Source organism: Nonomuraea cavernae, from assembly GCF_014646355.1.
GTDB lineage: Bacteria > Actinomycetota > Actinomycetes > Streptosporangiales > Streptosporangiaceae > Nonomuraea > Nonomuraea cavernae.
Genome location: NZ_BMNH01000036.1, coordinates 42,032 through 65,946, shown reverse-complemented (window position 1 = coordinate 65,946; position 23,915 = coordinate 42,032). Strand labels below are relative to the sequence as shown.

Annotated in this window: 15 protein-coding genes; 13 read left to right on the top strand and 2 right to left on the bottom strand. The window is 66.7% G+C overall.

The window, feature by feature from the left end:
- Nucleotides 1-105 precede the first annotated feature (105 nt).
- The 3 genes from IEY82_RS34850 (at nucleotide 106) to IEY82_RS34840 (ending at nucleotide 2,365) form a co-directional block, all read left to right on the top strand.
- Entirely contained in the window at nucleotides 106-243 is a 138-nt protein-coding gene (locus IEY82_RS34850; RefSeq protein WP_189128543.1) for a hypothetical protein, read from the top strand.
- Nucleotides 240-1,793, top strand: coding sequence for a YfjI family protein (locus IEY82_RS34845; RefSeq protein ID WP_189128542.1), 1,554 nt, complete (start codon nucleotides 240-242; stop codon nucleotides 1,791-1,793). Before IEY82_RS34850 ends, IEY82_RS34845 begins: the two co-directional genes overlap by 4 nt.
- A 344-nt stretch (nucleotides 1,794-2,137) precedes the next feature.
- Entirely contained in the window at nucleotides 2,138-2,365 is a 228-nt protein-coding gene (locus IEY82_RS34840) for a hypothetical protein (RefSeq protein WP_189128541.1), read from the top strand.
- A 418-nt stretch (nucleotides 2,366-2,783) separates the two neighbouring features.
- On the opposite strand, the gene IEY82_RS34835 is transcribed toward IEY82_RS34840, so the two are convergent.
- Nucleotides 2,784-3,464 (bottom strand): recombinase family protein, encoded by a 681-nt coding sequence (locus IEY82_RS34835; protein WP_225264263.1) that lies wholly within the window; start codon nucleotides 3,462-3,464, stop codon nucleotides 2,784-2,786.
- A gap of 313 nt (nucleotides 3,465-3,777) precedes the next feature.
- On the opposite strand from IEY82_RS34835, the gene IEY82_RS34830 reads away from it, so the two are divergent.
- The 4 genes from IEY82_RS34830 (at nucleotide 3,778) to IEY82_RS34815 (ending at nucleotide 14,317) form a co-directional block, all read left to right on the top strand.
- Nucleotides 3,778-5,721 (top strand): AAA family ATPase, encoded by a 1,944-nt coding sequence (locus IEY82_RS34830; RefSeq protein WP_189128539.1) that lies wholly within the window; start codon nucleotides 3,778-3,780, stop codon nucleotides 5,719-5,721.
- A 526-nt stretch (nucleotides 5,722-6,247) separates the two neighbouring features.
- The gene (locus IEY82_RS34825) at nucleotides 6,248-13,537 is read left to right on the top strand and encodes an RHS repeat-associated core domain-containing protein (protein WP_189128538.1); all 7,290 of its coding nucleotides are present in this window, start codon (nucleotides 6,248-6,250) and stop codon (nucleotides 13,535-13,537) included.
- Nucleotides 13,538-13,587: 50 nt separating this feature from the next.
- A complete protein-coding gene (locus IEY82_RS34820; RefSeq protein WP_189128537.1) occupies nucleotides 13,588-13,932 on the top strand; it encodes a hypothetical protein in 345 nt (114 codons plus the stop codon).
- Between the two features lie 115 nt (nucleotides 13,933-14,047).
- Nucleotides 14,048-14,317, top strand: coding sequence for an IS66 family transposase zinc-finger binding domain-containing protein (locus tag IEY82_RS34815; RefSeq protein ID WP_189128536.1), 270 nt, complete (start codon nucleotides 14,048-14,050; stop codon nucleotides 14,315-14,317).
- Between the two features lie 567 nt (nucleotides 14,318-14,884).
- On the opposite strand, the gene IEY82_RS34810 is transcribed toward IEY82_RS34815, so the two are convergent.
- Nucleotides 14,885-15,784: an SAM-dependent methyltransferase gene (locus IEY82_RS34810; RefSeq protein ID WP_189128535.1), complete on the bottom strand. Its 900-nt coding sequence runs from the start codon at nucleotides 15,782-15,784 to the stop codon at nucleotides 14,885-14,887.
- A gap of 384 nt (nucleotides 15,785-16,168) precedes the next feature.
- Here IEY82_RS34810 and IEY82_RS34805 point away from each other — a divergent pair, with 384 nt between their 5' ends.
- From IEY82_RS34805 to IEY82_RS34780, 6 genes are all read left to right on the top strand, one after another.
- Nucleotides 16,169-17,653, top strand: coding sequence for an MFS transporter (locus IEY82_RS34805; RefSeq protein WP_189128534.1), 1,485 nt, complete (start codon nucleotides 16,169-16,171; stop codon nucleotides 17,651-17,653).
- Between the two features lie 237 nt (nucleotides 17,654-17,890).
- Nucleotides 17,891-18,658, top strand: coding sequence for an SDR family oxidoreductase (locus tag IEY82_RS34800; protein ID WP_189128533.1), 768 nt, complete (start codon nucleotides 17,891-17,893; stop codon nucleotides 18,656-18,658).
- A gap of 37 nt (nucleotides 18,659-18,695) precedes the next feature.
- Nucleotides 18,696-19,862, top strand: a complete 1,167-nt coding sequence (locus IEY82_RS34795) for an isochorismate synthase (RefSeq protein WP_189128532.1) — start codon at nucleotides 18,696-18,698, stop codon at nucleotides 19,860-19,862.
- Between the two features lie 66 nt (nucleotides 19,863-19,928).
- Nucleotides 19,929-20,591, top strand: coding sequence for an isochorismatase family protein (locus IEY82_RS34790; RefSeq protein WP_189128531.1), 663 nt, complete (start codon nucleotides 19,929-19,931; stop codon nucleotides 20,589-20,591).
- Nucleotides 20,592-20,685: 94 nt separating this feature from the next.
- On the top strand, nucleotides 20,686-22,287 hold the full coding sequence (locus tag IEY82_RS34785) for a thiamine pyrophosphate-binding protein (RefSeq protein WP_225264266.1): 1,602 nt from the start codon (nucleotides 20,686-20,688) through the stop codon (nucleotides 22,285-22,287).
- The gene (locus tag IEY82_RS34780) at nucleotides 22,284-23,588 is read left to right on the top strand and encodes a hypothetical protein (protein WP_189128530.1); all 1,305 of its coding nucleotides are present in this window, start codon (nucleotides 22,284-22,286) and stop codon (nucleotides 23,586-23,588) included. The genes IEY82_RS34785 and IEY82_RS34780 overlap by 4 nt, the downstream gene beginning before the upstream one ends.
- Nucleotides 23,589-23,915: the final 327 nt, after the last annotated feature.

The window sequence follows — 23,915 nt, the reverse complement described above, 5'->3', positions numbered from 1 at the left end:
CCGCTCGAAGTCCTCGATGAATGGTTCGATAATCGCGCGGTTGCGTGATAGAGTCGACTCTATAGTTCATTTGGGACGTGTCCGGAAAACGCCGGGCTCCTCACCGTGGCCCGCTCCATCTACGTGCTGCAGGCCGGGTACGGCAAGGACGCCTCCGACCACCTCGCCGCCGGCGGCACCATCGGCAACTTCATCGAGGTGTGGGCGCCCAAGCCCTACACGCTCCAGGGAATCGGCGGGTGAGCGCCGGCAGCGGGCCGAGCTGGACCCCGGACATCACCAAATCGGGCGGCAAGCCACCAACCGCCCTGGGCCAGGAAGAAGCCTGGGACGAGGTCGTCCCTCTTGGCTCACGTCTCGTACCGCCCGCGTTCCCGCTCGGCTGCCTGCCCACATGGCTGACAGACATCGTCAAAGCGGTGGCCGAAGAGACCCAGACCGCCCCCGACATCGCCGCGGCCTTCGCCCTGGGCGGGCTGTCCACCGCGGCCGGCGGCAAAGCTGTGGTCCAGGTTAGGGGTGGGTGGCACGAGCCGCTCAACCTCTTCCTCGTCTGCGCGGCCCCACCCGCCACCCGCAAGTCGGCAGTCTTCCGGACCATGACCGCACCGCTCTACCAAGCTGAGGAGCAACTCGTCCTCGCCGGCCGAGCCACGGCGCGGCAGGCCGCGCTGCTCCGGTTGCAACTGGAGGAGGCCGACAAGCAGGCCAGAACCAAGGCGGTACGCAGCGGCTCAGCCAGCGACCTGGCCGAGGCCGAGTCCACCGCTCTGGCTCTCGAAGAGGCGGTCGTCCCGCCCGAGGTCCAGCTGATCGCCAAGAACGTCACGCCGGAGGAGTGCTCCACGATCATGTCGGAGCAGGGCGGCCGGCTGGCCATCCTGTCCGCCGAAGGCGACCTGTTCGATATCGTGTGCGGCCGCTACAGCAACGGGGTGCCCGCGCTAACCCCGTTCCTCGAAGCTCACGCCGGTGACGTGCTCAAGGTCAACCGTCGCGGACGGTCGGAGTACGTGCGATCTCCCGCACTCACCATCGCCGTGTGCATCCAGCCCACCGTGCTCGCCTTCATCGCCCAAAAGCCCCGCCTGCGCGGCCAGGGCCTGCTGGCCCGCTTCCTGTACACGCTTCCGCAGGACACGGTCGGCTACCGCAAGAGCGAACCAAACCTCGTGCCCGACGAGGTCCGGCACACCTACGAGCAGAACATGAGGCACCTGGTCATCAGTCTCGCCGAGTGGGACCGGCCGCAGATCCTCACGCTGTCCACGGCCGCCACCAAGCTCGTCGCCGAGTTCCAGGACGAGATCGAGCCCAAGCTCCGAGCGGGCGTCGGCGAGCTTGACAGCCTGCGCGATTGGGCGGGAAAGCTCGTCGGCGCCGCCGCCCGCATCGCGGGCCTGCTGCATCTGGCGGAGCATTTCCACGACGGCTTCCGCAAGCCCGTCGTCGAAGAGACCGTGCGGCGGGCCATTGACATCGCCCGCTATTACATCGCCCACGCCGCTGCCTGCTTCGGCGCGATGGTGGAAGGCCGGCACACCGAACTCGCCCGGGACGCCGTGGCATGGATGACCAAGAACGAGAACGTCAGGACGGCCCAGCAATTCAGCCGGCGCGATCTCCACCGGGGGATGCAGGCGAAGTTCAAGGACGCCTCGACCGTAGGCGCGGTGTTGTCACTGCTGGACACGCACGGTTACATCCGTCCGCTTCCGGAGCCCTCCCCCGGTTCGCGAGGCGGACGCAAACCTTCCCCAAAGTACGCCGTCAACCCCCTTCTCTTCCGATAGCCCTGACAGAACCGATGCGGTCGCGATGGCCTGCGGAAACAGCTGGGAAAAAAGGCAAGACAGAACGGTGACGGATCTTCAGAACAGTGACAGAACTCCTTTCAGTCACTCGTCTTTGCCATAACTACGGGCAGGATCCGAGTTCTGTCATCCGCAGAGGAGATTCGTCACGGTTCCGGCGCTGTTGCATCGGACGGCAACGACCCAGATCAGAGCGATCGCCGGACGTTCTGTCATTTTGTCATCAACCCCCAGTTGGATACTGATAGGGACAGGAATGCCGGATGCACATGAACGTCTCGAATAACACCTGAAGCGGACATCGCCTTGGTAGAATCGCTTGCATGGAGGCCAGCGCCTTACGAGTGGAGAATTCGCACACCATCCATCTGGCCGGCACCAGCGTCGACCGCTACGACGTAGCGCTCCCCGCACCGGCCTGTCACACGGCGATCGCAGGTTGGGACCCACGACGACTGCGCGCCTCGACGGCACCGGTGAACTGCCGCCGATGCCTGCGGCTGATCTCACGGCGGCAGGTCTCTGCCCTGTTACAGGACGCAATCTTCTGACAGCCCCTGAGCCATGTCCGTGGCAACGTGACGGCTCGGCGGCTGCTGAGACACGCGACGGCTGCGGCATGGGAGTGCTCGCCCACCGGCCATTCAGCATCCAGGCGGGTGATGCTCGGCCCAGGCCGGATGGGTTCATCCCTCCGTCTCGGGGACGTCGTTGACGGAGATCACGATTGCGTTGTACGGCGTACGACAGGCGGACGCGTAACCAACCCATGGAGCGCGTCTTGACCACCGCCCCCCTTTACCCTGGACCTCCCGCAACAATCTCGTCAGCATCTACGAGTCGGCGGGGGGATCTGGGCCGGGCCATTCCGCTGTACGAGGCGACGCTGGCCGACTGCGAGCGGGTGCTGGGCGTCGATCACCCCACTACGCAAACGGTGCGGCCAATCTGGCGGCGCCGGGATAGCACTCATCCTTGCGGGGTGGCGAGCTTTGTCCCCGTGAGTTCGTGGGCGGTCCCGCTTTGGCGGAGTTGCCGCAGGTCGGGGATGTGGTTGTACAGCGTCCCCGGCGAGACGCCGAGCAGCTTGGCGACCGAGGTGATCGAGTTCTCCGGGTTGGGCAGCATGTCCCGGGCCGCGCGCAGCAGTTCGGGGGTGATGACGGTGGGGCGGCCGCCGGTGCGGCCTCGGGCCTTGGCGGCGGCCAGGCCGTCGCGGGTGCCGGCGACGATGAACTCGCGGATGAATTCGGCCAGGGCGGCGAAGACGTGGAAGATGAGACGGCCGCCGGGGGTGGTGGTGTCGAGGTTCTCGTGCAGCGAGATGAAGCCGATCTCGCGCCTGCGTAGTTCGCTGACCATGGTGATGAGGTCGGCCAGGGAGCGGCCGTACCGATCGAGCGAGGGCACGACCAGGGTGTCGCCCTCGTTCAGGAACGCGTGGCAGGCCGCCAGCTCGGGTCGCTCGGCGCTCTTGCCGGACTTCTTGTCGGCGAACACGCGTCGGCACCCGGCCGCCTGGAGGGCATCCAGTTGGCGTTCGAGGTTCTGCCCGGCGGTGGAGACGCGGGCGTAGCCGATGCGGATCTCGCTGCGGTGGGTGGGGAAGGCGGCCAGCGGGTCGGCGGGCGGTTGCAGGGCGTCGGTCACGCCCGTCATTCTCTCAACAAACGGTGTTGAGGGGTTGTTGAACCGCCGAGGTTGTTGAACGAGTTTTTGAAGAATCTAAGGGGCTTTGGCGGCCCGGTCCGACTGTCGGTTCCCGGAGTCCTCCGCACTGATTCCCGTAGTCGTCTGCACAGCTCGTGTAGGAAGGTGGCGTAGAGCGTCACGAAGTGAGTGATGTGTAAAAGCATGGGCCCCGTGGCCTGTCTGTGCCTGTTCATACAAGTCGAAACTGTCGGTGCCACTGAGTAACGTGGTGACCTCACAACGGCGCGCTTCGATAGTAGGTTCTTGCCAGATGCTTCTCCTCGACGTCACGGTCCAGTGGTTCCGCAACTTCACCCACCCGCAGACAATGGCGGCCGACTCTGCGGTCACCGCGCTGATCGGGAAGAACGAGTCGGGAAAGACGACGGTCTTGCAGGCGCTGCACCGGCTGAATCCTGCCAACCGCTTCGAAGACTCCGATTTCAAGCTCACCACCGAGTATCCGCGCCGTTCTTTCTCCCGCCACCGTCGGACCAAGGACTTGAATGAGGTAGCACCGATCAGCGCCCGGTTTGCGATCGAGCCCACGGACATGGATGCGGTCACCCAGATCCTGGGGTTCGCGCCTCCGGTCGAGGCGGTCGTCACCATGACCCGGTACTACGACGGCGCCCTGACTCTCGCGGTGGCGTGCTCGCAAGCCGGAGTTCTGTCCACCATCGCCGACGAGGCCGGGATCGAGCAGGAAGACCTAGCGGGATTGCTGCACAGTGAGGACCCCACCTCCGCCGCCAAAGATCTAGCAGCCCAGTTGGCCCAAGACGGGCATGCGGCTCGGGCGGCGGCGATCAAGAAGATCCCCGCCGGTCTCAAAAAGTACACGCCACTGCTGGACGCCGAACTGCCCAACGAACAGCAGGACCAGCTGCTGAAACTGATGCCGCAGTTCTTCTACTTCTCCGCTTACGAGCAACTCCAGGGGGAGTGCGACCTGAACGATCTAGCCGCTCGGGTCGAATCTGGAGAGCGGCGCCAGGGCGACGACACGATGATCGCCCTGCTGCGCTTGGCCGGCGAAGAGCCCAAGGGGTTCCTGGACGAGGACTACACCAGCCGCACGGCCGAACTGCAAGCGGCCAGCTCTGACCTCACCGGCCAGGTGATGTGCTACTGGAAGCAGAACCCCTCACTGTCGGTACGGTTTGACACCGACATGCCAGTTGTGGATCACACGGCGGAGGGATATGAAATCCGGCACCGGTTCCTGAAGATCAATCTGTATGACGCGCGGCATGACGTGGACACCAACTTCTCCACGCGTTCCTCCGGCTTCCAATGGTTCTTCTCCTTCTTGGCCGCCTTCAGTACCTATCAGGGGTCAAACGAGCGGATCGTAGTCCTGCTCGATGAGCCGGGAACCAGTCTGCACGGCGAAGCCCAGGGTGATTTCCTGACCTACATCTTCAAGGAGCTCGGCAGTCACCAGCAGGTGGTGTACACCACGCATTCGCAGCACATGATCGATCCGACGCGGTACGAGACGATGCGCGCCATCCACGACCGGGCGACCCGCGAGGAACCCGATCTGGGAGTTGTGATCACGTCGGTGGATCTGTCGGCCGACCGCACAACGATCCTGCCCGTTGAAGCCGCTCTGGGGTACTCCGTGGCCCAGCACCTGTTCCTGGGCGCCGGCCCCCATCTTGCCGTGGAGGGCAGCAGCGACTTCGTTTTCCTCCTCCAGCTGTCGACCTACCTGCGCGGCCTGGGACGGACTGGGCTGGATCCGCGGCTGTCCATCATCCCTGTCGGCGGTGTCGGCAACATGCCTGCCTACGTTGCTCTGATGGGACGCCGGTTGGACGTACGTGCACTCGTCGATGGCGCGGAGACCAAGGGTGCGGTCAAGAGGGTGCGGGCAGCTGCAGAGGCTGTGGGGATCGAACCACGCAAGATTGTCGCGCTTGGGGAGCTGGACGGCCTCCCGGCGACCGCCGACATTGAGGACCTGTTCACGGTCAAGGACTACCTATGGTTGTACGCCCTGGCTGGCCATCCCCCAATCAGCGAGTCGGACCTGTCTGCGACCAACGAGCCGATCCTGCGGCGAATCACGAGCGTTCGCGGCGACGACTTCGATCACTCGATTCCAGCCCACCGACTAACTGAGAACCTAAGCGAGTTCCTCGCCCAAATTGATGAGGAGACTCTCAGGCGGTTCGAAGAACTCTTCGTCCGCCTAAGCGTCGAGTGAGGGTGCAGCCCCTCTGTGCAGAGGACTACAGGAATCGACACCGGCGGGTCTTCAAAAAACGATCATTATTTGAAGGACCGATCGAGTTCGCATAGGCCGGGCCCCCGGCTTCCCCGTCCGTGGCGGAATCGAGCGCGTCGACAAGGGTGGGACGGGGTCTCGGTGCTGGTGCACTTACGTCCCGTCTGTGGCTTCTAATCCCTCTTATCCGGTACATCACATTCCGTGTCTTGTTGATCGCAAAAGTAGCTCTTGTTGGCTGATCATGTGGAAGTTACGCTTCGTGCGTTTTGATCAGTGCTCCAGAGCCGCACGAGTCAGGATTCCTGCCGGGTGGGGTGGAGCGACGTTCGGCATCCCTCAGGGTGTCCCTCGTTGTGGTTCGGAGCGTGACGGCGTGCGCCGGTTCTTTTCGTCTGCCCTTATCTTTCGATCAGCACTCCTTCTGATCACGTGCCTGCCAGGGCTTCTTTCTCTCGTGGTCGTTCCGGCGTCGGCGTCGGCGCGGATGGGGACGGTCGGGGAGGTGAGCGCCGAACAGGGCGCTGTGGCCACCCCGAAGCAGCAACGGGGGTCGGCAGGCGTCTTGTCCGGTCAAGAAGCTATGTCTGCCGCAGCGGCAGAACTGGAGACAGCGGGCGATGCGCCAGTGCCGGGCGCTCTGCCACGGGACGAGGGTGCGTGGCCGCGCACAGCGTTACAGTCTGAGCCGGAATCGGATGAGGCGGAGTTGCCGGGTGGTGTCCGGCGTGCCGAGCAGGCGGATCAGGCGACGCTGGCCGCGGGCCCGATTATCGATGATGTGTATCCCGACTCGGGTTCGCTGGTGGGTGGCGTGACGCCGTTGCTGATGGTGCGGGCGACGAAGCTGGGCGGTGGGACGTCGGCCAATTTGCGGTTCACCTTCAACCTCTGTGAGAAGCCGGAGGAGAGCGACGGCGTCACCTTTCCGGCGCCGCCGGCGCCGCCGTGCTGGAACTCCGGCGCCAAGCTGGGGCAGACCACCTGGCAGGTACCGGCAGCCACGATGGAGTGGGGCAAGCAGTACGAGTGGTGGGTCCGCGTGGCTGACCCGGACGCCGGTAGTGCCGTTGTCAGCGACAAGCAGGTGATCGCCACGGGGGCACGTCAGCCGTTCAACGGCGCGCATCTGGGCGAGCGGCTCAGCGAGGGGGAGGAATTCTCGCTGGTCAGCGGTAACTACACCACCACCATGATGGACGCGCAGGTGCACGGGCCCGGCCCGGCCCTATCGGTGGTGCGCACCTACAACAGCATGGACACGCGGACCAGCGGGATCTTCGGTGCCGGCTGGTCGAGCTCCTGGGATATGAACGTGGTCGCCGAGCGGTCCGGGTCGACGGTCACCGGGTTGCTGGTCACCTATGCCAGCGGCCGCCGGGTGCGCTTCGCGGCCAGAGGCGATGGCGGCTATCAGCCGCCGCCAGGGATGAAGGACGTGCTGACGGACGTGGACGGCGGCGGGTGGCGCCTGAAGAACACCTCGGCCATGATGTATGTCTTCAACGCGGCGGGCCGGCTTCTCAAGATCGAGGACAACCGGGGGCGAGCACAGACGCTGGCCTACAACGCCGACGGCACGTTCGGCACGGTGACCAATGCCGGCGGGCGGGCGCTGCACTTCACCTGGAACGGCTCGCGGGTGGCCACGGTGTCCACCGACCCGGTCGACGGCACGGCCCGCACCTGGACCTACAGCTACACCGGCGACAACCTGACCTCGGTGTGTAGCCCGGTGGCGGCGCCGAACTGCACCACCTACAGCTATGGGGACGGCTCTCGCTACAAGGGCCTGGTGCTCGATTCGGAACCGGTGGGGTATTGGCGGCTGGGCGATGCGCAGTATGAGCCGGCCGCCAACCTGGGCAGTGAGGGCGGCGTCGGCGTCTACACCAACGTGACGGTCGGCCGGCCGGGCGTGCTGGAGGGCACCGCCGACACCGCGGCGGGCTTCACCAAGTCCACCATGAGCCTGCCCTGGGCCATGCTGGACCGCCGGCGGGGTCAGGTCTCGATCGAGGGCTGGATCAAGACCACGCAGAACGGCATCATCTTCTCGGCCGGTTTCGCTGGTTACCAGTTCGGCGCGCCCTACCCGGTGCTGTATGTCGGAACGGACGGCAAATTACGGGGGCAGCTGGGCAACGTAAGCGGTGCCGGGTACACGCCGATCACCTCGGCTGACCCCGTCAATGACGACCAGTGGCACCACGTGGTGCTCACCGTAGGTGACGCCAAACAGAAGCTCTACCTCGACGGTCAGGTGGTCGGCGAGCTGAACGGGACACTCCTTGACGACGAGTTCGCCCACGCCTATGTGGGCAGCGGCGACCGTGGCAGCTCGTGGTCGGACGTTCCCGGCGGGCAGACCGCATCCGGCGCCTTCGCGTTCAAGGGAAGCATCGACGAGTTCGCGCTCTACGGCAAGCCGCTCACCGACGCCGAGGTGCAATCCCACTGGGCCGCCCGGGCCAAGGCCAGCAACAAGCTGTCACAGATCACGCTGGCATCCGGCCGGATCTGGGCCACGAACACCTACCACCAGGCCACCGACCGGCTTGTGACGCACGCCGACGAGCATGGCGGCACCTGGCAGCTCGGCGAGCCCGACATCGACTGGGTGGAGCGGCTCGACACCATCAGGCTGACCGATCCGCGCGGCGGCACACTGGACTACGCCTTCGACGGGCTACGCAACGCGCGACTGGTGTCCGTCAAGGACCAGCTCTCGGCGGAGACCCGCTTCGAGTACGACACCGGCGGTTTTTCCACCAAGCAGACCGACCCCAACGGCAACGTGTTTCGCCGGTGGAACGACAAGCGCGGCAACCGCATCAAGGGCAAAACATGCCGCCAGGCCAACAACTGCCAGTACGTCTACAGCAGCTACCACCTCAACGAGGACGACGACCTCGACCCCCGCAATGACAAACTGCTGGCCTTCCGTGATGCCCGCTCCCCCGACGAGACCAGCAACATTTATGCCACCACCTGGGAGTACAACACCTACGGTGAGCAGACCAAGCAGACCATCCCGGCAACGCCCGATTTCCCCAACGGCCGCTCGATCGCCCTGGCCTACACCGATGGCAGCGAAGCGGCCATCGGCGGCGGGACCACCCTCGCAGGTCTGGTCGCGTCGCAGACCGACGCGCGGGGAAACACGTGGACCTACCGGTACTCCGCAGCCGGCGACCTGGCCGAACAGATCGACCCGGCGGGCCTGGTAGTCCGGCTGGCCTACGACCCGCTCGGCCGGCTGACCAGCACGAGCCAGGTGTCTCAGGCGCACCCAAACGGAGTGACGACCACATTCACCTACGACGCGCTCGGTCGCCTGCTGGCCCAGACCGAGCCCGGGGTGGAAAACGAGGTCTCCGACGTCACACACACCAAGCGCACTACGCTGGCCTACGACGCGGACGGCAACAAGCTCAGCGAGAAGATCTCCGACCTGACCGGCGGGGATGCCGAGCGGGTCACCGCCTACACCTACGACGGCCTGGGCCGGTTAGCCACGATCACCGGCGCGGAGGGCGGCGTCGTCCAGCAGCAGTGGAACAGCCTTGGCCAGCTGTCCAGGGTGACCGATGCCCGGGGCACGGTCGTGGAGCACGGATACAGCGCGCGCGGCGAGTTGGCGACGCGCACGTTGAAAGGCTGGACCGGCAGCCCGGTGAACCTGCAGGCGCCAGCCGATGTGGTGTTGGAGTCTTTCGCCTACGACCCGGCCGGTCGGCTGGCCGCCCGGGTGGACGCCATGGGCCGCAAGACCTCCTACACCTACTTCACCGACAACCTGCTCGCCGCGAAGATCGCCGACGAGGTCAAGCTGAACGGCTCGGCCACCACCAAGGACGTCGTACTGGAGGACCACACCTATGACGCGGCGGGCAACCAGACCAAGCTCGTGACCGGCGGCGGCACAGCGACCACGCAGTTCGTCTACGACGCGGTCGGCCAGCTCACCTCCCAGACGTTCGACCCCGGCGTGCTGGACCGCAAGACCGCGTACGTCTACGACGCCAACGGCAACGTCATTAGGAGCACGCGCACCGGCGCCGGGGCCACGCGCACGGAGGTCACCGACTACGCCTACAACAAGGTCAACCAAGTCACCCGGACCATGGTGGAGAACGGCGCCGAGGATCTCGTCTCCACCTCCACCTACGACGACCGCGGCCTGGTCACCGCCTCCACCGACCCACGCGGTAACACCAGCGGGGCCGACCCGGCGGACTTCACCACAACCATGCGCTACGACCTGCTCGGCCGCCTGGTGGAAGTGACCGCACCCGAAGTGCAGGTCGACAAGGCCGGCACGGCAAATACCGCACGACCATCGGCCCGATATGGCTACGACACCTTCGGCGCCCAAACCCATGAGACCGACGCCGAAGGCCGCACGGTCACCTCGGTCTTCGACAAGGCCGGGCGGCTGACCAGCAAGAGCGCCCCCAGCTACACCCCGCCCGGCGGCACCGCCGTCACCCCCACCACCTCGCACGCCTACGATCCGGCCGGGCAACTGATCTCCTCCACCGACCCGCGCGGCAACACCAGTACCTTCGAATATGACCAGCTCGGCCGTCAGGTGCGCGTCACCGACCCGGCCCCATCCGGTCAGACGGCCGGTCGTTGGGTGGCCGAGTACGACCTGGTCGGTGAGCAGCTGGCCGGCGTGGACCCGACCGGCGCGCGGGCCGAGGTCACCTTCGACGACCTGGGCCGGAAGATCACCGAAACTGTGGTCGAGCGCAAGCCGAGCGCGACCGCCTACACCACGACGCTGACCTACAACAACGCCGGGTATCTGACCAAGACGGTGGCGCCGGGCAATAAGACCACCAACTACACGGTCAACGCCGCCGGTGAGACCACCGCACTGACCGACCCGGCCACCAACACCACCACGCTGGCCTACGACCTGGCCGGACGCCTCGTCAAGGTCACCGACCCGCTCGGCAACGCCACCAGCGCCGAATACGACCTGGCCGGCCGCAAGACCGCCGTCAAGGACCTGAACGCCTCCAGCACCGTGCTGCGCACCACCAGCACGGGCTACGACCCGGCCGGTAACCCGATCAGCGCGACCTCGCCCGAAGGCCACGTCACCACCCAGGCCTTCGACGCCCTGGGCCGGGTCACCTCGTTGGTCGAGCCGGTCTCCACCGGCCAGTCGATCACCACCGCCTTCGGCTACGACGCCACCGGCGCCCGCACCCGCTTAACCGACGGCCGCGGCAATGCCACCTGGACCGGCTACAACAGCCTCGGCCTGGCCGAGACGGTGACCGAACCAGCCACCACCACCCACCCCGACCCGGCCGACCGCACCTGGACCGCCGTCTACGACCAGGCAGGCAACCCAGTGGCCGAGCTACAGCCGGGCGGGGTGCGCATCGACCGCACCTTCGACCACCTCGGCCGCCTCACCGCCGAAACCGGCGCCGGAGGCACCGCCACCACCGCCGAGCGGACCTTCGGCTACGACCTGGCCGGACGAGCGACAACCATCGGGGATCTGGCCGTCGACTACAACGACCGCAGTCTGCCGCTCAGCATCACGCGCGGCAGCGCGGTGCAGACCAGCTACGCCTACGACGCGCTCGGCAGCCCCACCCAACGCATCGACGCCGCCGGCACGGCCGCGTTCACCTGGGACAACGCCAACCGGCTCGCGACCGCCACGGATCCGGTCACCGGCCGTAAACTGACCTACGGCTACGACGCCGCCAACCGCCTGACCTCCATGAACGCGGCGGTCGGCGCCACGGCCACCGACAGCCAGGCCTTCACCTACGACGCGATGGACCGGCTGGAAACCCACACCCTCAAGCGGAACACCGGCGCGCAGCTGGCGAAGGTCACCTACGGGTGGGACAAGGACGACAACCTCACCACCAAGACCACCGCAGGCACCGCCGGAGCCGGCACCAACACCTACGCCTACGACCACGCCGGCCGCCTCACCTCCTGGACCGCCCCCGGCGGAACGGTCACCGCCTACGAATGGGACGCCTCCGGCAACCGCACCAAGGCCGACGCCAAGACCTACACCTACGATGAACGCAACCGCCTCACCAGCGGCGACGGCAGCACCTACTCCTACACCGCGCGCGGCACCCTGGCCAGCGAGACCAAGAACGGCACCACCACCGCGCTGACCTTCGACGCCTTCGACCGGCTGATCGCCGACGGCGACAGCCTCTACAGCTACGACGCCCTCGACCGCCTCACCTCCCGCATCCGCGGCACCACCCACCAGACCTTCGCCTACTCCGGGCTCGACAATGACCTGGCCACCATCACCGACACCAGCGCCGGCGTCCAAGCCAGATACGGCCGCGACCCGTCCGGTGCCCTGCTCGGCCAGCAGGAAGGCACCAACCCCGCCCTCGCCACCATGACCGACCTGCACGGAGACCTGGTCGCCACCTTCAGCTCCACCGCGCTGGCCACCACCACCGCCTACGACCCCTTCGGAGCCGTCACCGCGCAGACCGGCGCCCCGACCAAGCTGGGCTACCAAGGCGAATACACCGACCCGGACACCGGCAAGGTCAACATGCACGCCCGCTGGTACCAACCCGGCACAGGCAGCTTTGCGTCACGGGACACTTGGACTCTCCGCCCCCGGCCATCGGTTCAAGCCAACCGTTACACCTACGGCAACGCCAACCCGCTCGTCTACCTAGACTTGAACGGCCACGAGCCCTGCCGAAACGTAGATTATTATAACAACGACCCCATGCGTTGGGATGACCCCAACTATAATCCACCCGCCTGCAGCGGCATTCCAGGGAGGGGTGATTCCGGCACAGTCAGCAAGACTGCAAGATCTGAGTCTCGTAGCCCAGCCAAAAACAACAACGGTCCAACCAATAACGGCCCTGCCCAGAAGAAGCAAACTAGTAATCCCAACAACCCGGGAGACAAAAAGAAACGAGAGCCCAAGGAGCCCAGGGACCCCAAGAAGCAGTCCGGGGATCCCGGGAAGCGCAAGAGAGAAGAACCAGTCGAACCTATAACGATTCATATTAGCCAGATTGTCGACCCCTATTCGTACAGCTTTGACCCAGACGATGGAACTGATTCAGGTGTAGCGCCAATCAATAATCCGGACGACAACACGGCCGATGGACCGAACGAAGCGCCAAAAGAAACGCCTGACGATTTCTGGGATAACCCTCTGGATTGGATGGCTGGATTTATCACAGGTCTCAACGATCTCGCTGGAAACACTTGCACTACATCTATGAGTCTTGAAGGTCGGATAATAGAGGACTGCTCGGTCAATCCTTTGTTTTGGAATCCGAATACCGATGCCTTCAACTCTGGACGAGATTTCTGGCATTACGACCCATGCAACTCCGCCGACTGGCAGACCAGGTCGCTTGATGCCGCATACTGTATGGGCACCGACCTGCTGATGGGTGAGGTTCGACCAGGGCTCTTCGGTATGAGGGCGCCAAACAAGCTGCATCCGCCACGTTCGGATGTTACTGAAGCAATGAAGCGCGTTTGCCACCCGAATATGGATTGCGACGAGATAGCGGAGGATCTTCTAGAGGTGGCCGGAGGAGAAGGCAGACTCAAACGCTATGAGCCGAAAATGGGATCTATGTTGCAGACGCCCGAGGCTGGAGGAAAGAGCGTCGAAGAATATGTTTTCCATGTGGTATACACAGATGGAAAGTATGTCTATGATCCAAGATTTAGTAGCAGCCCGGTTCCTATGAGCGATTATGATCGCATGATGCGCCGACTGAACCCTGGTATCATAATAAAATGAATCTAGATGATCGTGTAAGTGCTCGGCGAATCATGACTCTCCTTCGCCTCGTGGGTGAAGTAGAGTGGGCGAGAATTGCAGTCGGTCCGACACTCGAAGGAAAAGCGCGACCCCCTCTAATAGTGTGGCGCTTCAAAGAGAGAAATAAGCCCCTCGAAGAGCAGTTCGCCCTCGCCGTTAACTCCTTCCACGGCAGGATTGACTGGCTACTAGATCGCACTTCCCGAAATTGGGTGCTAATGCCAAGAGAAGTGTCGGTTGCGCTTAGAGAGGGAGGTTGGCGGACAGATACGGAACTCATTCTACATATTGCAGCGACTCGCCCGGATTTCTCTCAAGATTCTATGGAAGATCTGGAAGAGATGATTGGTCATCTCGAACATGCAATGGAGTAATCTCGTACACAACGAGCGTCGAGCAACAGTTGCTCAAAGCCCAAGAAGGCCCAGCTCACCTGAGAGCAGAAGGCGTACAATCCGGCATCCGCTGAGGGCGTTCCAGATCACCATCGTGTCGCCTACCGAGTGCGGCGGGTGCGGCGGCAGACTCGACGACATCGAGGGCACGGTCGCAGCTCAAGTACAGATGTTCGACACGCCACCGGTGAAACTCCAGGTCATCGAGTACCGGATGGTCAAGGTCGCCTGCCCGGGATCCCGGCGGACGACCCGGGCAGCCACCCCGGCGAGCCTGGCGGGCTCCTGCTGCTACGGCCCGAACGTCCGCGCGGCCACCGCGCTCCTGGCCTGCAACGGACACATGCATCATCCGCGCCGCTGACCTGATGGGCGTGCTGCTAGACGCACCCGTCTCCACCGGATTCACCGGCGGGCTGGTCAAGCGCGTCGCCGGTCGGCTGGCCGGCTTCGAGACCGCGTTGCAGAACGCGTTGCGCGCGCCGGAGCTGCACCACGACGAGACCCCCGCGCGGGTCGCCGACGACGATGATGACCGATTGCTGTATGTCTACACCGCCCGCACCGGAGCAGCGGCCCAGGACCCAGCAGGGATCCGCTGGTTAGGGTCTGCGACGTGGGGGTCGCGGGAGGCGGCGGTGAGGTCCTGGCATGGACGACAGACGAGCCCAGATCATCGAGTGGGGAGTGCTGACCGCCCTGGAAGACATGGGACATCGCGGTACATCGGGCCGAGGTGATCGACCGTCCGGTCGTGGAGCGCGCGGGCAAGGTTAGCGGCTGCGTACACCTCACGTTGTGAGACCCTCAGCTCGGTGGCTGCTACTTCCGTGCTACTGCACCGGCAGCGTCAGGGCGACAGCCCAAGCCGCATTCAGAAGACCCCCACACTGGGTGACGCATAGGCGCCGGGTGGGCAACGACAGCCACTTCAGCGTTTGCGGGCCACACCACCGACGACGCGTACCCGACCGGGCATGAAGTCGTCAACGGCGCTGTCCGGCTGCCATCGCTGCACATCTACCATGCCTGGCGGCAGCAGTTCCCAGCCGGGCTGGTCGAAGAAGCGGGCGATCTCCTCCACCGCCCGGTAAGTGATCGGGTTGCTGAGGTTGTTGGAGTTGGTCGCCATCAGGATCTTGTAGAGCTCGGGGTCAATATCGGTCCTGCTGACGTGGGAGAAGATCAGGAAGCTGCCGGACGGCATCGCATCCATCAGCCGGTAGACCACGCCGTAAGGGTCGTCGGTGTCGGGAACGAAGTGCAGCACCGAGCACAAGACCACCGCCCACGGCTGGGCCGGGTCCAGATGCTGCAGAGTCTCCGGGTGGTTGAGGATGCCGTGCGGATCGCGAACATCGGCCTCGATGTAACGGGTCCGGTCATCGCCGATGATCAACGCCTGAGCCTGTGGCAGCACGCTGGGGTCGTTGTCGACATAGACGGTCCGCGCGGACGGGGTGACCGACTGGGCGATCTCGTGCACGTTCTCCTGGGTGGGCAGCCCGGAGCCGATGTCCAGGAACTGGCTCACGCCCTGTTCGGCGAGGAAGCGGATGGCGCGGATCAGGAACTGCCGGTTGGCCGTCGCGATGGTCTTGATCTCCGGCGCGTAGGCCAGCCCACGTTCGGCTGCATCCCTGTCGACCTGGTAGTTGGTGGTGCCGCCGAGAAAATAGTCGTACATCCGGGCGGGAGAGGGAGAGGACATCTCTTCGTCGGGCTGTTGCGTGCGCACGCCGCTCCTCGAGTCACAGGTGATCTTCTCTGACACCGGGCCATCAAGATCATAGTCAGCTCCCGTACGCCCTGGCGAGAAGATCTTCCGCAATCGGGCTCGTGATCGAATTTATCGATCCGACACGCCGATGGGCGGTTCGCGACTGATCGGCGCCCAGATCAAGACCCCGTGGCAACCGGCTCAACACCGGATCTTCCTATGTTGCCGCGGGTGACCATCGAGGCAGCAAGTAGTCCATCCCCCGTCGCCTACTCGCACACCCGGCTGCGCTTGCCCCACCGAACACGCTACGTGGCCGCCAGTACGTCCCCAGCTGTCCACCAAGGGCGGCCGAGATCGACCGGCCGCCGCATGAGCCAGGCCCGTCCCGGTCCTCGCCTCGCCCGGGGCGGGCCTGCCAAGCGCACTGCAGGTCTTCCGCGCCACCGTGCCCGTAACCGCCGCGGGCTGCTGATGGTGGTGTCCTGTACGGCGATGGCGGTGATCATGGCCGATGCGGCGTCGACCACGCTGGTGGTCGGCGAACTGACCGCCGATCCGCTGACCGATGAGGTGACGGCGTCCCAGCTCGCCTGGGTCAACGTCGTCAACTTCGCGACCATCGCGGCGTTGCTGGTGCCCGCCGGCCGATGGGCCGATGCACTGGGCCGTCGCAGTGTGCTCGCGGTGGGCGTGGTGCTGTTCAGCCTGGGCGCCGTCGCGGTCGCGTCGACAGCCGGCTGGCCCGTGCTGCTCGGTGGCCGGCTCATCCAAGGGGTGGGCGCGGCGCTGATGTTGCCGACCTCGCTGGCGCTGCTGCTGGCCGAGCTGCCTCCTGCCCGCCGTCGCGGTGCGCTCGCGATCTGGAGCGGCTGCTCCGGGCTGGGAGTGGCGGTGGCGCAGGCCGGTGGGGGTGCGTTGATCGCGGCTCACGGGTGGCGTGCCGCCTACCTGTGCAGTGCGGCGTTGGCGATCACGCTCCTGGCGGTCGTCCCGCTGCTGCCGAACGGCCAGACCAAGGCGCCCCGCCCCGAGGTTGCCGGCACACTCGTGCCCGCCGTCGGGATCGCGGCCGCGGTGCTGGCCATCTGGCACGGCGGCCAGTGGGGCTGGACCTCGCCCCAGACCGTGGGCTGCATGGCGGTCGCCATGGCGACCGCGGCCATCAAACTGGCGATCTCGCGCCGCGCCACCGGAGACGAGCAAGCGCTGTGGCGCCATCCGAGGGTGGCCCTCAGCGCGATCGCGTCGGCGCTGTTCGGGTCGGTGCAGTACACAGTGCTGGTGATGACGCCGCTGTACCTGCAGCAGATCCATGGGCTGAACGCCGCGGGGGCGGGCTGGTGGCTGACTCCGATCTCGCTGGCGGTCATCGCGGCCGCGCCGCTGGCCGGTCGGCTGGGCCGGCGGCACGGCACCACTGCGGTGGTCTATACGGGGGCGATCGCAGTGGTGGCCGGATGCACGCTGTTGCTGAGCGTCGGCGAGCTGTCGGCTTGGATGGTGCTCGCGCTGGCGATCATCGGTGCCGGGATCGGTGCGCTGGCCACGGGAACGTTCACGGCGGGCACCCTGGCGGCCGAGCCGCCGCGATTCGCCGCAGCGGTCGGTGCGGTGACCGCAGCTCGTATGGTCGGCGGGGCGCTGGGGGTCGCCGGCTCATCCATCCTGCTGGAGCAACCCGTACTGTCCGGCACACACGCCGGCTTCACCACGGTGCTGGCCGCTGTCATCGCCGGTGCCACGCTCCTGGCGGGCGCCGCCGCCTTCAACGCGCTGCGCGCCGCCCGGGGAACTCATTCCCAGGCGGACACCCGGCGCATCCCACCCGAGCAGGAAGTACAGGAGCTGCACCGCTTGCTGGCCGAACTGCGCGCCGCCCTCGTCCAGGTGCGCAGCGAAGCCGACTACGAGCTGGCCCGCCTTACCTCCGGCATCCGCCCCACACCCATACCGTCTGCGTCCTTCCTGCACGCGTAAGGAGAGCTTGATGCCTTACCGCCAACATCGCGACGACCTCCTGGTCCCCCTCCCCCGCCGATCCTCTGACGCCCGTACGGCACCCCACGTCGACGAAGTGACTACGGCGCACATCCCTGTGCTCAACGTGGCGTCCGCCGACAGGCTGTGTCGGCTGCACCGCGTCCGCGGTGTCTGTCAGAACGCCATCACCGCCATCGATGCGGCGCTCGACGGTCACCGCCAGGACGGCATGCAATGACCACCTCATCCGCCGAGCAGGTCGCCGGGATCACCGGCCGCGTCGCCTTGGTGACCGGGGCCGCGAGGGGCATCGGCGCGGCGATCTGCGCCCGGCTCACTACCGCCGGCGCCCGAGTCGGCGCCCTGGATGTTCACTACAACGAGCTACCGGACCTGCCCGACGTAGCCGCCTTCCCCTGCGACGTGCGCGATCCGGAAGCGGTCGAGACCGCGGTCACATCCATCGAGCACGAACTCGGCCCGGTAGCCATCGCGGTCAACGTCGCAGGTGTGCTCCGCCAGGGCCCGCTGGCCCAGCTGAGCGAGCACGACCTGCGCGAACTGTTCGAGGTCAACACCTTCGGCGTGATCCGGATCTGCCGAGCGGTGGCCGAACCGATGGTACGACGCCGGCAGGGCTCGATCGTCAACATCGCCTCCAACGCCGGCCACGTACCGCGCATCGGCCTGACCGCCTACGGCGCGTCCAAAGCCGCCGTCATCGCCTTCACCCGTCACCTGGCACTGGAACTGGCTCACGCCGGTATCCGCTGCAACAGCGTCTCGCCCGGCTCGACCGACACGGCCATGCTGTCCGCGCTCACCGATGCCGACCGGGCGATCGCGGGCGATGCCGCCCGGTTCCGGCTGGGCGTCCCCCTGGGCCGCGTCGCACAGCCCGCCGACATCGCCGAAGCCGTGCTGTGGCTGGCCTCCGAGCAGGCCCGCCACATCACCATGCAGGACCTCGTCATCGACGGCGGCGCCAGCTTGACCGGATGACGCCCATACCCCCCTCCTTTCGAAAGGAAGCTCCACCGTGACCGTGTCCACACCACCGCCGATCCCGATGCGCGCTCCGCTGCCGGGCGACGTCCCCGTACCACTGCCCAACGGCTGCACCCCCGCAACCGTCGTGATCGGCACCCCTACCCACACGCTACTGGCCGACGGCGACGATGAGCAGACGCCGCTGACCAGCCCGCTGACGGCTCTGCCGGACCAAGTCGCTGACGCCCTGCACCAGCCCGGCATGGTCGCCGCCGGTCTGATCACCTTCGACGCCGAGCACTCCCGCCTGGCGCTGAGCAGCACTCCCCGCTGGTCAGCTCCGCTGCTGGCCCCGTACTGCTTCCGCTGCCGCCACCCGTCCTGGACGATCACTCCCGATCCCGAGCCGGCCGCCTACCTGGCGGCGGTACGGCGAGCCCAGGACATGATCGCCACCGGTCCACTGCGCAAGGTGGTGCTGGCGCGCAGCCTCCGTCTGGAGGCAGACCGGCCACTGACGATCAAGGAGCTGTTAGCGCATCTACCGAGCCCCAACGCACGGTACATATACGCCGCGCCGACCAGCGAGGACGCTTCGCTGATCGGCGCCAGCCCCGAGTTGCTCGTCTCCCGCCACGGCCGGATGGTGGCCACCACCCCGATGGCCGGCTCGGCGCGGCGTAGTTTCGATCCGACCGTTGATCAAGCCCGCGCGCTGGCCCTACAGACCTCAGGTAAGGACCTGCACGAGCACCGGCTGGTGGTCGACGCCGTCGCTCAGGCGCTCGCTCCGTTCTGCGAGCATCTGTACGTCCCGACCCGGCCGCAGGTCACCGCCACGCCCACCATGTGGCATCTCAGCACGCCGATCACCGGACGACTACGCGACCCGAGCGCGTGCAGCCTGACGTTGGCCGCCGCCCTGCATCCCACACCGGCGGTATGTGGCAGCCCCGAAAGCCTGGCCCGCGAGGTCATCGACGCGCTGGAACCCGTCGATCGCGGCTTCTACGCCGGGCTCGTCGGCTGGCAGGACGCGGCCGGCGACGGCGAGTGGGCGCTGGCGCTGCGCTGCGGCGTCGTGTCCGGCACCAGCCTGCGCCTGTACGCGGGAGCGGGCATCGTCGCCGACTCCGACCCGGAGGCAGAGCTGGCAGAGACCAGCGCGAAGTTCTCCACCCTGCTGCGCGCTCTGCGCGTCCACACCGATCTGTGAAATCCCCGGCGCGACCGCCCCCGCCATCGCGGGTCGGCGCGTGAAATGGACAAGAAAGGACCTGTCGTGGCGATCCCCGCCATTGCCCCCTACATGCTGCCCGCCCTGCCCGACAACCGGCTGAACTGGACGTTCGAGGCGGATCGCGCCGTGCTGCTCATCCACGACATGCAGCACTACTTCCTACGGCCCTACCAGATGGACGCCTCCCCCATCGCCGACGTGCTGTCCAACCTGGTGGCCATCCGCCAGCGCTGCACCGAGCAGGGAGTTCCCATCGTCTACACCGCCCAGCCGGGTTCTCAAGTTTCAGCCGATCGTGGCCTGCTGGCCGATCTATGGGGTCCCGGCCTTACCGACGCCGCCGAAGACACCGACATCTGCGCCCCGCTCATGCCCGCACCCAGCGAGATCGTGCTGGCGAAGCACCGCTACAGCGCTCTCCTCCGCAGCCCGCTGGCCAACCTGATGCGTGCCTCCGGCCGGGACCACCTACTGATCGGCGGCGTCTACGCCCACATCGGCATTCAGGCCACGGCTGTGGACGCCTTCAGCAACGACATCAAACCCTTCGTCATCGGCGACGCGATCGCCGCCTTCAGCGCCGATGACCACCGGGCGGCGGTGGATTACATGGCCAGGCACTGCGCTCGTGTGGAAGCCACCAGCGAGGTGATCCGCACGCTGAGCCGCTGCACAGCCTCCTCCCCTATCCCCCGTTCGGCCTGACTCGGAAGGCGATGCTCGTGTTCGTTTCTCATGCGCTGCCGGCTGGCGCACCGTGCCTGTCCGTCCGTGCGGTTCGGACCCTCGGGGAGCGGTTGTGATCTCGGTCGCCGAGACGGTCAGCCAGGTGCTGACCGCACTCGGTGTCCGCACCGTCTTCGGCGCCGCAGTAGACGACTGCCCGCTCACCACTGCCCTGGCCGCGCAGGGCGTGCGCGTGATCGCCGCCCGGCACCCGAGTGCGGCGACAACCATGGCCGAGGCCTACACGCGTACCGGCGACCAGCCCGCCGTGCTGACCGCCTCCCAAGGATCGGTCCTGACAAGCGCCATCACCGGCATCATGGAAGCGGCCCACAGCCGTACCCCTCTGCTGGTGCTCGCATGCGAACCCGCGGGTGGCGACCACAGCGGCATCACCCGGCAAACGGCACTGCTCACCGCCGCCGGAGCGCTCATCGAACCGGTTACCGACGCGGCCGAGACGGTCAGCATCGTCGCCTGGGCCCTGCACGCGACACGCACCCAGCGCCGCCCGCTGGTGCTGACGCTGGCGCGGCAGGTGCTGGCGACCTCCTGCCCGCCACCACCGGACAACCTGCTCGCCGCCCTCGGCGACTTACGCGCCCCCGCCCCTCCGGTGCCTGACGCCGAGGCCATGACGCGCCTGACGGACCTGCTCACCGGCGCGCGCCGGCCGGTGTTCATCGCCGGCCGTGGAGCCCGCCATGCCGGGCAGGAACTGGAGGAATTGGCCGGGCGCACAGGCGCGTTGCTCGCCACGTCCGCCGCGGCGCACGGCCTGTTCGCCTCCAGCCACTGGAATCTGGGGATAGCCGGCGATTGGTCCACTCCGGCGGTCGCCGAGCTGATCCACGATGCGGACGTCCTGATCGGCTGGGGATGCTCGCTGCACGAGCGGACCACCCGCCGCGGCGACCTCATCGGTTCAGGCACTCACGTAACGCAGGTCGACCTCGATCCGGGCATGCTCGGCGTCCACCGCAGCATCGACTTCGGCGTGGCCGGCGACGCCTCGGCGACGGCCCGCGCCCTGCTGCAGAAGCTGCCCACGACCCGTACGGGCTACCGCACCGACGAGATCCGCCGCCGCATCGACGAACAGTCCAGCTGGCACGACGTCAGCTACCACCCGATCCACATCGACGGCCGCATCGATCCCCGGACACTGTCACAACTGCTGGATGCGCTGCTGCCAGCGGAACGGACACTCGCCGTCGACCGCGGCGACTTCATGAGCTACCCGATCGGCCTGGTGCGGATCCCCAACGCGCAGGGTTTCTGTTACTCACAGGCCTTCGAGGAAGCCGGGCTCGGACTGGCCAGTGGCATCGGCGCGGCGCTGGCCAACCCGGGCCGGCTGGCCGTGGCCGCACTCGGCGACGCGGGCGCGCTGAGAGCGGCTGCCGAGCTGGAGACCGCCGTACGGCTCGAACTCCCCCTTCTGATCGTCGTCTACAACACCAGCGATGACGGCCCCTACGGCCTGGTCGACCTGGCGGCGCTCGCGACCGGCTACGGGTGTACGGCGACCGTCGTCCGGCAGGGCCGCGATCTCAAGGCGATTGGCAACTGGCTGGCCGGGCCGCGCCTCGGGCCACTGCTGATCGACGCACGCATCGCCTCCGTCCGGCTGTCCGACACCGCCACCGGCCGCACCTACAGGGAGGCGTCATGACGACCCTCCATGTGCTGGATCAGCTCGGTATGTCGTCCACGCCCCGGCTGAGCCGGATCGATCTCGCCCCAGGAGGGCTTCCGGCGCGCCATCTGACGGACGGCTGGTGGCATGCATCCGCCGAGGGCGCTCCACATCCACTGCGCAAGGCCACCGCGCGGGCCGCCCGACGCCACCAGCACCTGCTCGGCTACCTGTGGAACACCGACGTGTCGGTGACCGACATGGTGTGCGAGCGCGACCTGCGCCCCGGCCATGAGACCGTCACCGCCTACAGCGGGCTCCGCCTGCAGGATGCCACCCACCACGTCTTCATCGGCGGCGCCCCGCCCGCCGACGTGGCCGTCGATGATCTGCACGAGGTGACCTTAATCTCGGGCGGATGCCACTTCAGCACCCGCGCCGCCCAATTGATCACCGAGAGCGGCCGCCGAGTCCCCATCACATCCCTGCGCCACGGCCAGGTCGGCGAACGAGTCGTGGGTCTGCGGCTGGACGACGAACTGACGATCTCCGAGACCGAGACCGCGGCCCGGCTCCCCACCGTGGGGGCGGGAGTACTGTCACGCATCCCGCCCGGGGTGCCGGTACGTGTGGTGCTGGATGTGCCGCACACCGCTACCACCCTGATCCTGCTGCGAGCCGCCCAGCGCGGTGAGGTCTCCCCGAGGCTGCTGCTGCAGTGGTGCGACGCGGTCGCAGCCCGCCATCCCCGCCTGGCCAGGCTGCACGCCGAAAACTGGCGGGCTGCCCTCAGCTCCACACCACTGATCCGGCCGATGCAGGTGGAGGTCTCGGCCGAGCTCGAAACCGTCGGCGCCTACCTGCGGCATGCCCTGTCATGCGGCCGGGTACCGGCGACCGAGGAGCTGGTCGATCTTGTCGCCACCCAGGACCGGCTCTGGCGGCTACTCTCGCAGGTCGCACCTCCTACGACGCCGGTCGAGCTGGCCGAGCTCAGTTACGTCGCCGCCCAGATGCGCGCCGCCGTCTCCACGCGCCACGCTTCCCGGCTGGCGATCGCGGTGGAGAACGTCTACGAGACCAAGATTCAGCAGCGGTCCGGCGCCCTGGCCCGCATCTTGCGCGCGGAGTTGCCCGACGTCCGGTTTCACCTGGTCGGGCTCTACCCGCTGGGTCGACTCTGGGTACGCGATGCCGACGGCGGCATCCGGCTCAACCTGCACACCCACGACCCCGGACGATGGGCGGTTGACGAGCACGGCCGCAGGATCGACCTGATCCAGCTCGCCACCGACCTGTACGCGGAGGCGGCCCGCCCGCTGGCAGGCCATGGGTGAACGGCGAGCGCACGGCTCTTCAACCCCCCGGCGACCTGCTCCGAGCCCCGGACATCACTCCCGCTCCGGCTGGGCGGCCCTGTTGATGTGCGTGCCCGGCCTGTGGCTGCTGTCCGGCACCGAGTCGCTGATCCAGCTGTCGCCGGGCGCGCTGCTGGCGCCGACCGCCCGCCATCGGCCAGGTGCCCATCGCCCACGCCGGCGTGGTCCTCCACCTGATCCCCCATCTTCGGCGCGATCATCGCCGTGATCTGGCTGGACAACGCGCTCGCCGTGCACCACCTGCTCGGCGCCGCGATCACCCTTACGAGCATCGCGACGCTGACG

Excerpts from the sequence above, each read along its gene's own strand:
- IEY82_RS34840 (WP_189128541.1), top strand. The coding sequence starts at position 2,138 with ATGGAGGCCAGCGCCTTACGAGTGGAGAATTCGCACACCATCCATCTG.
- IEY82_RS34830 (WP_189128539.1), top strand. The coding sequence starts at position 3,778 with ATGCTTCTCCTCGACGTCACGGTCCAGTGGTTCCGCAACTTCACCCAC.
- IEY82_RS34805 (WP_189128534.1), top strand. The coding sequence starts at position 16,169 with ATGGCGGTGATCATGGCCGATGCGGCGTCGACCACGCTGGTGGTCGGC.
- IEY82_RS34800 (WP_189128533.1), top strand. The coding sequence starts at position 17,891 with ATGACCACCTCATCCGCCGAGCAGGTCGCCGGGATCACCGGCCGCGTC.
- IEY82_RS34780 (WP_189128530.1), top strand. The coding sequence starts at position 22,284 with ATGACGACCCTCCATGTGCTGGATCAGCTCGGTATGTCGTCCACGCCC.